Source organism: Streptomyces sp. NPDC031466 (assembly GCF_055581265.1).
On the sequence record NZ_JBVIJT010000006.1, the window covers coordinates 57,669 to 71,017 of the forward strand.

The following is a 13,349-nucleotide window of genomic DNA, read 5'->3' on the forward strand; positions in this document are numbered from 1 at the left end:
GGTGCGACCGTCTTGAGCGGGTTGGCGACCAACTCGACCCATGTCCGGCCCGCTTGGCCGGGTGGAACAAGCAGCACATCCGCAACTCCCGTGTGATGGCGCGCAGTTGTATCGTCCGGTCGTGACTCAGGAGAATGTCGCAGTGAACGGCAACAGAAAGCGCTCGCCCCAGGACATCGCCGACACCCTGCGCGAGCGCATCCGGTCGGGCACGCTCAAGCCGGGCGACCGGCTGCCGACGCAGGCCGAGCTGGCGGGCGAGTTCGGTGTGGAGCGCGGAGCCGTGCGGCAGGCGATGCGGAAGCTCCAGAGCGAAGGCCTCCTGTCCGACGTCAGCAAGGGCAGCCCGCCCCGGGTCGCCGACGCGGGCCCGGCCCTCGGGGCCCAGGGTCCCCAGCCCTCCATGGTCGCGCTCGCCCCGCGCCTCGCGGCGGCGTTCGCGGAGCCGGACGTACGCGTCGACGTGGTGTCCTACACCGCCGAGACACTGATGGTCGCCCTCGGTGAGCCGGTGCGCCTGATCCACGAGGGGCGCATCGCGCCGAAGTCCATCACGGTGCGCGTCCTGCTGCCGAGCAGCGACATCCAGCTGGCCTTCCCGGTGCCGATCGACCGGGACGCCGAGAACCGCGAGCGGCTCCACCAGCGCTGGCTGACCCAGCGCAACGCGCAGGGGCAGGTGCTGCGGCACAACCTGCGGGCGCTGCGGGCCTCGCACGGCATCGACGTGTCGGTGCAGTTCCGCGCGCTGCCGTTCACCACGCCGGTCAAGCTGTACCTGCTCAACGGGCGCGAGGCGCTGCTCGCGTACTACACCCTGGGCCCCCAGCAGCTGGAGCTGGGCGACAGCGACGGTGACAGCGGTGAGAACGTCGACCTCTACGACGTGCTGGGCATCAAGGCGCCCCTCTTCTCCTTCGGCAAGGACCCGGCGGTCTCGCGCGACACCCTGTTCGTGGAGGAGTCGCAGAAGTGGTTCGACGCGCTCTGGGCAACCATCACCACGGACCTGACACTCTCTTAGGTGACCTCTGACTCGACGCGATCCGACGCGATATGGCCCGAGATGCTCGATGAGGAGACCGAAAGGCTCCACGAACTGATCGGTCCTGTTCGATTCGTTCTCTTCGACTTCGACGGCCCCATCTGCCGCCTCTTCGCCGGGCACTCCGCCGAGGACGTGGCGAAGGACCTGGTCCGGCGCCTCGCGGGCCTCGGCCTGCACGGCCTGCTCACCGACGACGAGCGGCGACAGCCCGACCCGTACGTCGTGCTGCGCGCCGTCGACCGCCGCCGGCCCCGCAGCGACCTGGTCGAGGAGCTGGAAGAACTCCTCACCCAGCAGGAGCTGAAGGCCGTGGCCTCCGCCTGGCCCACCCCGCACGTCGACCCGCTGATCCGCACCTGGACGGCGCTCGGCGCCCGGCTGGCCGTGACGACCAACAACTCCCCGCGCGCCGTGCACACCTACCTCACCTCCCGCGGCCTCCTGGAGTGCTTCGCCCCGCACATCCACGGCCGCACCCGGGACCTGCGGCTGCTCAAGCCGGACCCGCACTGCCTGCGGCGCGCCCTGAGCGCCCTGGGCGCCGACCCGAAGGCCACCCTGATGATCGGCGACGCCCCCACCGACCTCGCGGCGGCCCGGCGGGCCGGCGTCGGATTCCTCGGCTACGCCCGCAACCAGCGCAAGGCCCGGCTGCTGCGCGACGCGGGCGGCACCGCGCTGGTGTCCTCCCTGGAACCGGTCCTGCGCTCTCTGCGGGGCGGGCGCCAGTAGGCGCGGGCGGCGGGCGGAGTATGACAATCGGCGCGCCGGTGTCCACATCGTGGCAAGTCGCAGGAACGGTTCCGATCTGCGGATACTCTCTGCGCTCATGCCGTCACCTCCGCCTCGCTCCCCCCACGAGGCGCCGAAACGCGGGCGCCGCGAGACGTGGATCCGACGTCTCGCCGACGCGCACAGGGACCACCCCGACCGCGAGGTCGTGGCCGGTCACCACAACATCAACTACGTGGTGCCGCTGGGCTGGTCCCTCGCCCTGCTGCTGCGCACCATGCCCTTCCGGGCCCGGGTCAAGTGCCGGATGCCGCGCGAGACCGTCGAGGTGGTGCCCCGCATCTGGCCCAGCGAGACGGAGCTGCTCACGGTGGTGAGCCGGCACCTGAGGGAAGTCCCGCGCTGCTTGCGCGACTTCGGCGACTGGTCGCTGCACTCCTACCGGGCCGGGCGCGCCCTGTCCGAGATCCAGCCCGAGGGGCCCGTCGGGGAGGCGATGATGCGGTCCTTCGCCCACTTCTTCGCCAGGGCCGCGGCCGTGCCCGAACGGGAACTGCCGCCCCGGCCGGCCGGCTGGCCCGCTCCGGGGCGGAGCCAGGCCTTCCTCGACTGGCTGATCGCCTTCACCGAGGAGCGCGTCCACCGCCCCCACCGCCCGCGCTTCGAGCAGCTGTTCACCGCCGTGGGGCTGCGCCCGGACGTCCTGGGCGCCTTCCGCGACGACCCGGGCCGCCCGCCCCTGACCCCGCGCCCCTTCTGCCTGCTCCACACCGACGTGCACCGGGCCAACGTGGTGGTCGGCCGCCGTCGGATGGCGGTCATCGACTGGGAGCTGGCGATGTACGGCGACCCGCTGCACGACCTCGCCACCCATCTCGTACGCATGGAGTACGAGAAGGACGAGCAGACCCGGATGACGGAGCTGTGGGCCGAGGAGATGGAGCGCGCGGGACGCCGGGACATGACCGCCGGCCTGAGCGCCGACCTGCCCGTCTACCTGGACTTCGAGTACGCCCAGTCCGTCTTCCCGGACATCATGCGGGCCGCGCTCGGCCTGACCGCCCTGCCGGCCGGGCCGGACGGCGCGGACCACACCCGCGCGGCCGCCCGGGTCTGCCGCGCACTGCGGCGCGCCGCCGAACCCCTGCGACTGGCCGAGGTGCCGGACGAGCGGCGGGTGGAACGGGCCCTGCGGGAGTGGTACGCGGGGCCGCACGGCCGGGTCCTCGCCGAAGGGGAGCGGGACGCCGGGGGCCCGGGCGCCGCAGGGGGAGGAGCCTGAACGGGACGTAGCAGGGCGGCGGTCAGGCGTACCGCGGCAGGCCCGCGCGCAGGTGGGCGAACGCCTCGTCGGCCGCGGTCAGCGCGTCCGGCCGGACGTCGTCCGCCGTCTCGCCCTCGGTGATCCGGCGCCAGTTCTCCTCCGCCAGGACGCGCTGCACGGCCACGACCTGCGCGGCGGCCAGGCGGGACTCCAACGGGGCGCCGCCGTGCGCGGCGGTCAGCGCCCCGGCGAGCGCCGCTTCGGAGCGGGCCTGGTAACCGTGGAGGCGGGCCACCAGGGACGGCGTGCCGTACAGGAGCCGGTGGAAGGCGAGGACCGCGGGGACGTCGCAGAGGCCGGTGACGGGGTCGCGGCGGTCCAGGCCGTCGCGGAAGTGGCGGTGCAGCGCGGCCAGCGCGGGACGGCCCGAGGGGCGGCCGGCGACCACGCGGGCCGCCTCGTCCTCGTGGTCGGCGAAGCGGTGCAGGACCAGGTCCTCCTTGGACGCGAAGTACCGGAAGAGGGTCGGCTTGGAGACCTCCGCGGCCGCCGCCACCTCCGCGACCGACACCTTCTCGAAGCCCTTCTCCAGGAAGAGCGCGATCGCGGTGTCGGAGATCGTCCGGTGGCGCTGCCGCTTCTTGCGGGTGCGCAGGCCGTCGTGCTCGCCCCGGTCGTCGCCGGTGTCGTGGGGGTGCGCCGTCATGGACGCAGTGTACGGCGGGTCGATACCCGGTAATGAATGTAACCGAGTTACGAAATTAACTCGGTTACGTTATTTTGGCCGGATGGCCGCCACGAACCCCCTCGCCCTCGAACGCCGCTACCACGACGCCTGCCGCGCCGCCCTGACCGGCATGGTCGAAGACGCCGAGGACCACGTGGTCACCGGCGTCGACGTGTCCGCGTCCGGCGCCGACGCCGAAGTCCTCGGCCACCGGTTCCGCAGCCGGGCCAAGGCCCTGCGCGAGCTGCCCGAGGCACCCCTGTTCTTCGGCCGCCTCGACTTCGCCGTCGCCGGCCCCCACGCCGAGGCGGCCGGCGACCACCGCGGCCAGCGCTACTACATCGGGCGGCTGCGCGTCACCGAGCACCCCAGCGCGCCGCCCCTCGTCGTGGACTGGCGCGCGCCCGTCTCCCGCGCCTTCTACCAGGCCGGCGCCCGCGACCCCCGGGGCGTCGCCGTCCGCCGCCGGTTCGGCTGGGCACCCGGCAGCAAGGGCGACCCCGCCGACCTGACCGGCATGGAGGACGAGCACCTGACGGCGGGCGGGGCCCCGCAGGGCGGCAGCCGCATCGTCGCCGGGGAGATCGAGCGGCCCCGCGTCGGCCCGATGCGGGACATCGCCGCCACCATCCAGCCCGAGCAGGACGACCTCGTCCGCGGCGACCTGCCCGCCTCCCTGTGCGTGCAGGGCGCGCCCGGCACCGGCAAGACCGCCGTCGGCCTGCACCGCGCCGCCTACCTCCTCTACACCCACCCCGAGCGGCTGCGGCGCGCCGGGCTGCTCATCCTCGGGCCCAACCGGACCTTCCTGCGGTACATCGCCGAGGTGCTGCCCTCCCTCGGCGAGACGGGCGTACGCCAGTCCACCGTCCTGGACGAGATCGGGCGGCACCCGGTGTGCGCCCGGGACGACGAGGCCGCCGCCGCCGTCAAGCACGACGCCCGCATGGCCGAGGTGCTGCGCCGCGCGCTGTACGCGCGGGTCCGGGCGCCCGCCGCGTCCCTCGCGGTGGTGGACGGGTCGTACCGCTGGCGGGTGCCGCTGGACGAGCTGGAGCGGATCGTGGCGGGGGTGCGGGCCGAGGAGCCGTCGTACGCGGTGGGGCGGGAGCGGGTGCGCGACCGGGCCGTACGGGCCGTCCGGGAGCAGGCCGAGCGGCGGGCCGGGCCGCGCCAGGCCGCGTGGGTGCGGAAGATCGGCCGGTCGCGGGCGCTGAGCGCCTTCGTGGACCAGGTGTGGCCGAAGGCCGGGGCCGACGAGGTGCTCGCGGGGCTGCTGGGCGACCCGGACGCGCTCGCCGCCGCGTCGGACGGCGTCCTCCGGGACGAGGAGCGGCGGGCGATCCGGTGGGCCCGGCCCCCGCGCTCGTACAGGTCCGCGCGGTGGAGCGCCGCCGACCTGGTGCTGATGGACGAGATCCAGGGGCTCCTGGAGCGGCCCGAGGGGTACGGGCACATCGTGGTGGACGAGGCGCAGGACCTGTCGCCCATGGAGTGCCGGGCCATCGCGCGCCGCGCGGACTTCGGCTCGCTGACCGTCCTCGGCGATCTCGCGCAGGCCACCACGCCCTGGGCGGCCCGCGACTGGGCCGAACTCCTCGGGCACCTCGGCAGGCCGGACGCCGTCGTGACGCGGCTGACCACCGGGTTCCGCGTGCCCCGGGCGATCATCGGGCTCGCCAACCGGCTCCTGGCCCGCCTCGACGTGGACGTGCCGCCCGCCCGGTCGATGCGGGCCGACGGCGAGCTGCGGATCCGCGAGGCGCACGACGTGCGGGCCGCCGCGGTGCGGGCCGTGCGGGACGCGCTCGGGCGGGAGGGGTCGATCGGCGTCATCGCCGCCGACGCGCACACCGAGGCGCTGCGCACCGCCCTGGAGAGCGCCGGCATCGGCACGGCCGACGCGGACGAGCCGGGGGCGCGCGTCACCGTGCTGCCCGCCTCGCTCGCCAAGGGCCTGGAGTACGACCATGTCGTCGCCGTCGAACCGGCCGCCATCGCCGAGGCCGAGCGGCGGGGCGCGCACCGGCTGTACGTCGTGCTGACCCGGGCCGTGTCACGGCTGGACGTCGTGCACAGCCGGCCGCTGCCGTGGGACGTGCCGGCGTAGCGGACGAGTCGGGGGCCCGGGGGTCAGCGTTCCAGGACCGCCTCCATGACCGCCTTCGCGATCGGCGCGCCCAGCTTGCCGCCCGCGATCTCCGAGCGGGGGATGTCCATGTGGGAGGGGTCGACGAAGACCGCGACGGCGATCGGTGACTCGCCGTCGTCGTCCCCGGGGGTCTTCGCGTAGGAGACGAACCAGGCGTAGGGCCGCTCGTCGTTGACGTCCGCGCCGTGCTGGGCCGTGCCGGTCTTGCCGCCGACCGCGACGCCGTCGATCCGCGCCTTGTTCGCCGTGCCGTTCTCGACGGTGTTCTCCATCATCTCCTGGACCTTCCGCGCGGTGTCCTCGGAGACGGCCTGGTCCAGTTCATGCGGCTCGGCCTTCTCGACCGTCGTCAGGTCGGGGCCGCGCAACTCCTCGACCAGGTAGGGCTGCATGACCTTGCCGTCGTTGGCGAGGCCCGCCGTGACCATCGCCATCTGGAGCGGGGTGCTGGTCAGGCTGCCCTGGCCCATGCCGGTCAGGGCGGTCTGCGGCTTGTCGAGCCGCTCCGGGTAGCCGCTGGCGACCGCGCGCACGGGGATGAACTGCTCCTCGTTGAAGCCGAACCGCTCGGCCGTCTCCCGCATCCTGTCCTTGCCGACCTTCAGCGCGACGTCGAGGAAGACGTTGTTGCAGGACCACTGCATGCCCGTCTTCAACGACACCTTGTCGCAGTGGGAGTCGGGCACGTCGTTGCCGATGCGGGTGGAGCTGAGGGGCAGCTTGTACGGGGTTCTGGCGCCGGTCGGCTTGTCGATGTCCGTCACCACGCCGTGCTCCAGGGCGGCGGCCGCCGTGAGGATCTTGAAGGTGGAGCCCGGCGGGAAGGTCTCGCGCAGCGCGCGGTTGCTCAGCGGCTTGTCCGCGCGCTTCGCGAGCCGCGTGAAGGCGCGGCCCTCCTCCCGCGAGATGCCGGCGAACACCGAGGGGTCGTACGAGGGGGTGCTGGCCAGGGCGAGCACCTTGCCGGTGCGCGGGTCGAGCGCGACGACGGCGCCCTTGGCGTCCAGCGCCACCAGGCCTTCGTAGGCGGCCTTCTGCGCCTTGGGGTCGATGGTGGTGACGACGTCGCCGCCCTGCTGCTTCTTGCCGGTCAGCATGTCCAGGGTGCGCTTGATGAAGAGCCGGTCGTCGTCGCCGCTGAGGATGCCGTTGTGGACGCCTTCCAGGAAGGTGCCGCCCTGGGCCTGCGAGAAGTAACCCGTCACCGGCGCGTACATCGGGCCCTGCTTGAAGGTCCGCTTGTACGCGAAGTCGGTGCCGGACGTCTTCTTCGAGCCGGTGATGGACTTCCCGCCGACGATGATGTCGCCGCGGGGGTGCGAGAACGCCTCGATCTGCACGCGGCGGTTCTTCGCGTGGTGGGACAGCTCGTCGTTGCGCGCGAACTGCACCCAGGTCGCGCGCAGCAGCAGGGCGAGCGTGAGGATCCCGCAGAAGACGGCAATGTGCCGCAGCGGACGGTTCATGGTGGTGGCTCCCCCCGGTGCCTACGGATGAACGTTTCGGTGTCCATCCTGTCCGCTTCCGCCACGGCGTGGGAGGTGAACCGCGGTATCTACCGGTGTGTGGCGCCGCGCAGCACCTCGATGACGCTCGCGTAGCTGTCGGAGCCGTGGCCCTGGGCGGAGGCGCGCTCCATCGTCGCCTTGAGCAGTTCGGGCAGGGAGGTGTCGAGGCCGCGCGCGTGGGCGGCGTGCACGAGGTGGCCGATGGCGGCGATCTGTACGTCGACCGTGGCGTCGTCCCCCGGGTAGCGGCCGGCGTCCACCTGGGGCGCGTACGTGGTGACGAAACCGGAGACGGCGCCGGTCAGCCAGCGCAGCGCGACCCGGGTGAAGTCCGTGGCCGTCGTGCCCTGCGAGGTGACCAGGGCGGTGCCGTGCAGCCAGCCGGTGAACGTCGCCCACATCAGGCCGAGCAGCGCCGCGTCGTACAGCGAGGCGAGGCCGGGCTCCGTGCCGAGGTGGAGGGGGTCGCCGAGGGCGGCCAGGGTGGGCCGGTGGGTCTCGAAGACCTCCGCGTCGCCGCTGTAGAGGAACATCATCTCGGGGTTCCCGACGCCGGGCGGGGTCGTCATGATGCCGCCGTCGAGGTAGCCCGCGCCGTGCGAAGCGGCCCACGCCGCCATCTCCACGGCCTGCTCCGGCGCCCCCGAGGTGAGGTTGACCAGGGCCTTCCCGGCGAGGCCGCCCGCCTCGGCGACCGGGTCGAGGACGGTGCGCAGCGCGTCGTGGTCGAGCACGCAGGCCAGGACGAGGCCGCTCGCGGCGACGGCGTCCCCGGGGGTCGCCGCCGGGTGCGCGCCGCGGTCGGCCAGCGGCTTCGCCTTGTGCGCGGTGCGGTTCCAGACGGTGGTGGGGTGGCCCTGGTCCAGGAGGGCGCCGGCGAGGGCGGAGCCCATCAGGCCGAGGCCGAGGACGGTGACGGGGGTTTCGGCGGGCGCTGCTTCGGTGTGCTGTGCGTTCATGGGGATCACGCTCGCAGGGGCGGCGGGCACGGGACAGTGACAGCGGTGACGGTGATCACCAAATTCCTGCCGGTGGTCCGGGGGCGCCCCCGGCCTCGTACGCTCGCGGCATGAGCGCTGGTTCCGTCGCGGTGGTCGTGGCCGAGGAGATCGGGGTCCCGTCCTGGGACCTGTACGAACTGAGCATCCCCTGCACGGTGTTCGGCAAGCCCCAGCCCGACCTGTCCGACCACTGGTACGACCTGCGGCTGTGCGCCACGGGCGAGCGGGAGGAGGCGGGCGGCGCGTTCGGCGTCGCGCTGCGCACCCCCTACGGCCTGGAGGGCCTCGCCGGGGCCGACACCGTCGTCGTCACCTCCGTGCCGGACGCGTGCGTGGAGGAGGGCAGGCCGCTCGCACCGGGACTGACCGAGGCCCTGCGTGCGGCACACCGGGCGGGCGCCCGCATGGTGTCCCTGTGCACCGGCGCCTTCGCGCTCGCCGAGGCCGGCCTCCTGGACGGGCGCAGGGCCACCGCGCACTGGATGCACACCGCCCAACTGGCGTCCCGCTACCCGAAGGTGACGGTCGACGGATCCGTCCTCTACGTCGACGACGGCGACGTCCTGACCAGCGCGGGCCTGACCGCGGGCCTCGACCTGTGCCTGCACCTGGTGCGCCGGGACCTCGGCGCGCACGTCGCCAACCAGCTGGCGCGGCGCATGGTGGTGCCCGCCCACCGGCCGGGCGGCCAGGCGCAGTTCATCGACCTGTCCGTGCCCGAGACGGACGGCGCGGGCCTCGGACCGGTGCTGGAGTGGGCCCGCGCCCGCCTGGACCGGCCGCTGACCGTGGACGACCTGGCGCGCCGGGCGGCGATGAGCCCGCGCACCTTCTACCGCCGCCTCCATGCCGCCACCGGCACGACCCCGCTCCAGTGGCTGCTCGGCCAGCGCCTCGCGCGGGCCCAGGAACTCCTGGAGACGACGGACCTGCCGGTGGAGAAGGTGGGCGAGCTGAGCGGCCTCGGCACGGCCAACAACCTCCGGCACCACTTCCTCAAGCAGGTCGGGGTCTCGCCCGGGGACTACCGCCGGTCGTTCTTCAGCCGCCGCCCCGCCGCCTGAGCGGGGGCGTCCGGCGCGCCGATCGCGTCCAGGGCCCGCAGGATGTCGGACGGCTCGGCCCGCACGGTGTAGTCGGTGTCGACGAACGCCCAGCGGATGACTCCGGCGCGGTCGATGACGTAGGTGGCGGGCAGGGGCAGCGTGCGGTGGTGGCCGGCGTTCACGCGGTGCAGTTCGAAGCCCAGCCGGTCGTAGAGGGCGCCCAGTTCGTCGGAGAGGTCGAAGGCGATCCCGAACTCCTTCGCGACGCGGGAGCCGACGTCGGACAGGACGGGGAAGCCGAGCTGCTCCTTCTCGGTCAGGGTGAGGCTCTCGTCCGGGATCTGCGGGGAGACGGCCACGAGGCGGGCGCCGCGGGCGGCGAAGTCGTCCCGGTGCCGCTGGAGGGCGCGCAGGGCGAGATTGCAGTAGGGGCACCAGGCGCCGCGGTAGAAGGTCAGGACAACGGGGCCCTCGGCGAGGAGGGCGTCCAGGGAGACCCTGTCGCCGGTGGCGGAGTCGAGGGTGAAGCGGGGGGCGTGCCCGCCCGCGCCGAGGGCCTTCTCGGCGAGGCGGGTGGCGAGGAGCTGCTCCGCGCCGCGGTCCATGACCTCCAGGACGTCCTGGGGCAGTCTGCGGTGGCCGTTCACGTACAGGTCGCGGAGGTCGTCCTTGAGGCTCATGCGGGGCCTTTCGTGGGCGGGTCATGCGTTCCGGCCCGCGTCGGACGCGGAACTTGGAACGGTCGTTTCAGGATGCTGAGGGGGCGGGGGCGGCGTCAAGGGGTATCTTGGAATTGCCGTTCCAAGAATGTCCGGGACGGTGCTCGCGGTACGGCGGCAGGGCAGTACGGCGTGATGGCAGTACGGCAGCGCGGGGAGCCCCAACTCATGGCCGACATCAAGCACTTCGACCCGGACGAGGCGCTCGACCGCGTCGTCCGGCTCTTCTGGCAGCACGGCGCCGCGACGACCTCCATCCAGGCCGTGGCGACCGCGACGGGTCTCAACCGCTCCAGCCTGTACGCCACGTTCGGCGGCAAGCGCGAGCTGTATCTGGCCGCCCTGCGCCGCTATGTACGGGACCACTCCCGACGCGGGTTCCGGTCCGTCGCCGAGGACGGGCGGGGGCTGCCCGCCGTGCGCGAGTTCTTCGACGCGCTGATCGAGCTGCGCTGCTCGGGCCCCTACGCGGGCTGGGGCTGCATGGTCGTCAACGCCCACGTGGGCGCGGAGCGCGCCGACCCCGAGGTGCGGGCCCTTTTGGAGGAGCACCACGAGCAGTTGCGGGACGCGCTGCGGGGCGCGCTGGAAGTGGCGCGCGCGGAGGGCGAGTTGGCGTCCGCCGCCGATGTGCCGGCGGCCGCCGAGGTCCTGGCGCTGCTCGCGTACGGCGTGAACCTGCGCTCCCGGGCGGGCGCGGAGGCGGCGGAACTGCGACGAACGGTGGATACGGCACTCGCGTCACTGCGGTGACGTCGGGGCGAGGGGAGCGGGCCCGGCGTACGGGGGCGGTGCGAGGGCCTGCGTACAGGGGTGTGGGGCGAGGGCCCGGCGTACGGGGGCGGTGCGAGGGGCCGGCGTACGGGGGCGGGACAAAGGTCCGGCATGCGGGGGCGGGGCGGTCGGATGTTCCGGCCGCCCCGCCCTCCTGGACGAGGTCTCGCCCGCGTGTGCCGGCCCGGTTCAGCGGCGCCCGCGTGGCGCGCCGGCCCCGACGTTCCAGCCCGAGTCCCGGACGGGACCTCCCGTGAAGCCGTGTCTCTCCCAAGCACCCTGACGCTCTGTCACCGAACCTCCTTGCCGTGCGTCGCGGAGTGGTCACCAGATTGGCCCCAGACGCGCTCTTCGCCAAGTACCCAAAAGGACGTGGTCATGCGCCGGGTCCGGGTACGGGCACCGAAGGTGCCGCCGAGCCGGGCGCGGGCGGACACCGGGAGGCCCCGCCCGGGTCCGTGCTCACGGGGTATGGGCGCGGCGGTAGTCGCGGGGTGTGGTGCCGGTGAGCGCGCGGAAGTGGTGGCGCAGGGCGGCGGGCGAGGTGAACCCGGTCGCGTCGGCGACACCCTCGACGGGCGTGTCCGTCTCCCGCAGCAGCCGCATCACCTCGTGCAACCGCGCACGCAGGACGTACTGGAGCGGGCTGAGCCCGGTGTGGGCGCGGAAGCGGCGCGTCACGCTGGAGACGCTCGTCCCGGCGTGGGCGGCGATCTCGGGGAGCGTGAGCGGGAGGTGGAGGTGCGCCCCGATCCAGCGCAGGGTGGGGTCGAGTCCCGCGCTCTCGGCGACCTCCCGGTCGATGGCCTCCTGGACGCTGTCCGCGTCCCCGTGCAGCGGCGTGATCAGCTCCCGCGACGTCTGCCCGGCGATGTGGCGGCCGTGGTCGCGGGCCAGCAGGAGCAGACAGACGTCCAGGCCCCCGAAGACCCCGGCCGCCGTGCAGAACGGCCCGTCCTCGACGGCCGTGCCGGCGGGGTCGACGTCGATACGGGGATAGCGGGCTGCCAGCTCCGCCACGTGCCGCCAGCCGGTCGTGGCGCGCCGCCCGTCGAGCAGCCCCGTCGCGGCGAGCGTGAACGTGCCGGTGCCGACGGCGGCGACGCGGCCGCCCCGGCCCGCCGCCGCACGCAGCGCGGCGACGACGCCCTCGGGGGGCCGCCCGGCCCGGTGGCCGTCGTGCCCCGGGACCAGGACGACGTCCGCGTCCGCCAGCCCTTCGAGGCCGTGCGGCGGCCGGACGGGGAGCGCTGGTCCCGGGCCGCCCGCCGCCCGGAACCCGGGGGCGGCGCAGAGCCGGACCTCGTAGGACAGGCCGGGGTGTTCGCGACAGGCGGTGCCGAAGACCAGGCCGGGCGTGGTGAGGTGATGCCCCGGGGCCCCGTCGAGGGCGAGGACGGCGATCACTGACATGTCCGGCATCCAACCACTCGCGCGGCCCGCCGACCGGTCATCTCGGGGGTCAGTGGCCCTGGCGGATCGTTTGCTCGATCCAGCTCTTGAAGGCGGGCACGTTCGAGTAGAGGCCCGGTCCGGTCCCGCAGCCCTCGCGGACGCTGCCCGGCCCGGAGGTGGCGCCGATCAGCTCCCAGCGGCCGTTCCTCGCACGCTGGAGCTGCGGGCCGCCGGAGTCGCCGTTGCACGCCATGGCCTTCGGCTTCGGGCTGACGGTGCACAGCCGCGTCCTGCCCGCCCAGCCCGGCGCACAGTCGCCGGGCGCGCCCCTGCGCGTGTCCAGCTGCTGGAGCCGGTCGGGGAACCTCGCGTCCTCCAGCGTCGGTGCCTCGACGACCGTGCCGAAGCCGAGGATGCGGGTGGGCGTGCCGACCGGTCCCGCCTTGTCGGCGATGCGGACGGGCTTCTGGGCGACGGGACGGTCCAGGCGTATCAGCGCGAGGTCGTTCTTGTTGTACGTCGTTCCGGTCATGTCCTGCACATAGCCGGGCGCGGTGACGATCTTGTCGATGTTCCGGACGGAGCCCCCGGTCGTGCGGTGGCCGCTGCCGACCCGGACCTTGCCGGTCAGGGTGGCCAGCTCCGGATTGACGCAGTGCGCGGCCGTGAGGACCCAGCGGGCGTCGACCAGCGTCGCCCCGCACTGGGCGCCGTACTCCTTGACCGGCACGGTCGCCATGTAGGAGTAGTGCTGGGTGGCGTCCTCGCCGTTGACGATGGCGCTCGCGCTGCCGGTCATCGCCGTGACGCCGAGGACCGCGGCCGCACCGAGCGTCGCGGCGCCCCGGGCGAGCAGGCGGCGCGGCCCCCGCCGCGAGCGGGTTCCAGGGGCGGCGGGGGACAGGTCCGTACGGTGCATGAGCAGGCCTTTCGCAGAAGGGGAGGGAGCGGTGCGCGGACGGGGCGGCCGTCCGCCCGCGTCC

12 protein-coding genes are annotated in these 13,349 nt (G+C 73.8%); 6 read left to right on the plus strand and 6 right to left on the minus strand.

The features are described 5' to 3' along the window. Nucleotides 1–142: 142 nt before the first annotated feature. From ACZ5GP_RS15500 to ACZ5GP_RS15510, 3 genes are all read left to right on the plus strand, one after another. On the plus strand, nucleotides 143–1,024 hold the full coding sequence (locus tag ACZ5GP_RS15500) for a FadR/GntR family transcriptional regulator (RefSeq protein WP_468751333.1): 882 nt from the start codon (nucleotides 143–145) through the stop codon (nucleotides 1,022–1,024). Nucleotides 1,025–1,066: 42 nt separating this feature from the next. Next, a complete protein-coding gene (locus tag ACZ5GP_RS15505) occupies nucleotides 1,067–1,780 on the plus strand; it encodes an HAD family hydrolase (RefSeq protein ID WP_468751763.1) in 714 nt (237 codons plus the stop codon). 97 nt (nucleotides 1,781–1,877) lie between these two features. Then, the gene (locus tag ACZ5GP_RS15510; RefSeq protein WP_468751334.1) at nucleotides 1,878–3,062 is read left to right on the plus strand and encodes a phosphotransferase family protein; all 1,185 of its coding nucleotides are present in this window, start codon (nucleotides 1,878–1,880) and stop codon (nucleotides 3,060–3,062) included. Nucleotides 3,063–3,084: 22 nt separating this feature from the next. Here ACZ5GP_RS15510 and ACZ5GP_RS15515 read toward each other — a convergent pair whose 3' ends face one another. Further along, nucleotides 3,085–3,750 carry a TetR/AcrR family transcriptional regulator gene (locus ACZ5GP_RS15515; RefSeq protein ID WP_468751335.1) on the minus strand — a complete coding sequence of 222 codons (666 nt, stop codon included), beginning with the start codon at nucleotides 3,748–3,750 and terminating at the stop codon, nucleotides 3,085–3,087. 82 nt (nucleotides 3,751–3,832) lie between these two features. On the opposite strand from ACZ5GP_RS15515, the gene ACZ5GP_RS15520 reads away from it, so the two are divergent. Beyond that, complete coding sequence (locus ACZ5GP_RS15520) at nucleotides 3,833–5,881, plus strand: HelD family protein (RefSeq protein WP_468751336.1); 2,049 nt, start codon at nucleotides 3,833–3,835, stop codon at nucleotides 5,879–5,881. A 23-nt stretch (nucleotides 5,882–5,904) separates the two neighbouring features. Here ACZ5GP_RS15520 and ACZ5GP_RS15525 read toward each other — a convergent pair whose 3' ends face one another. Together ACZ5GP_RS15525 and ACZ5GP_RS15530 are read right to left on the minus strand one after the other, a co-directional pair. Beyond that, nucleotides 5,905–7,389 (minus strand): peptidoglycan D,D-transpeptidase FtsI family protein, encoded by a 1,485-nt coding sequence (locus ACZ5GP_RS15525; protein ID WP_468751337.1) that lies wholly within the window; start codon nucleotides 7,387–7,389, stop codon nucleotides 5,905–5,907. A gap of 89 nt (nucleotides 7,390–7,478) precedes the next feature. Next, nucleotides 7,479–8,390, minus strand: coding sequence for an NAD(P)-dependent oxidoreductase (locus ACZ5GP_RS15530; RefSeq protein ID WP_468751338.1), 912 nt, complete (start codon nucleotides 8,388–8,390; stop codon nucleotides 7,479–7,481). A 131-nt stretch (nucleotides 8,391–8,521) separates the two neighbouring features. Between ACZ5GP_RS15530 and ACZ5GP_RS15535 the strand changes: the two genes are divergently transcribed. After that, nucleotides 8,522–9,496: a helix-turn-helix domain-containing protein gene (locus ACZ5GP_RS15535; RefSeq protein ID WP_468751764.1), complete on the plus strand. Its 975-nt coding sequence runs from the start codon at nucleotides 8,522–8,524 to the stop codon at nucleotides 9,494–9,496. Here ACZ5GP_RS15535 and ACZ5GP_RS15540 read toward each other — a convergent pair. Then, on the minus strand, nucleotides 9,457–10,158 hold the full coding sequence (locus ACZ5GP_RS15540; RefSeq protein WP_468751339.1) for a peroxiredoxin-like family protein: 702 nt from the start codon (nucleotides 10,156–10,158) through the stop codon (nucleotides 9,457–9,459). The two genes, ACZ5GP_RS15535 and ACZ5GP_RS15540, sit on opposite strands and share 40 nt — an antisense overlap. Before the next feature lie 207 nt (nucleotides 10,159–10,365). On the opposite strand from ACZ5GP_RS15540, the gene ACZ5GP_RS15545 reads away from it, so the two are divergent. Next, on the plus strand, nucleotides 10,366–10,950 hold the full coding sequence (locus ACZ5GP_RS15545; RefSeq protein WP_468751340.1) for a TetR/AcrR family transcriptional regulator: 585 nt from the start codon (nucleotides 10,366–10,368) through the stop codon (nucleotides 10,948–10,950). A 483-nt stretch (nucleotides 10,951–11,433) separates the two neighbouring features. On the opposite strand, the gene ACZ5GP_RS15550 is transcribed toward ACZ5GP_RS15545, so the two are convergent. Together ACZ5GP_RS15550 and ACZ5GP_RS15555 are read right to left on the minus strand one after the other, a co-directional pair. After that, nucleotides 11,434–12,384 (minus strand): GlxA family transcriptional regulator, encoded by a 951-nt coding sequence (locus tag ACZ5GP_RS15550; protein WP_468751341.1) that lies wholly within the window; start codon nucleotides 12,382–12,384, stop codon nucleotides 11,434–11,436. A 49-nt stretch (nucleotides 12,385–12,433) separates the two neighbouring features. Continuing rightward, on the minus strand, nucleotides 12,434–13,285 hold the full coding sequence (locus ACZ5GP_RS15555; RefSeq protein ID WP_468751342.1) for a S1 family peptidase: 852 nt from the start codon (nucleotides 13,283–13,285) through the stop codon (nucleotides 12,434–12,436). Nucleotides 13,286–13,349 lie beyond the last annotated feature (64 nt).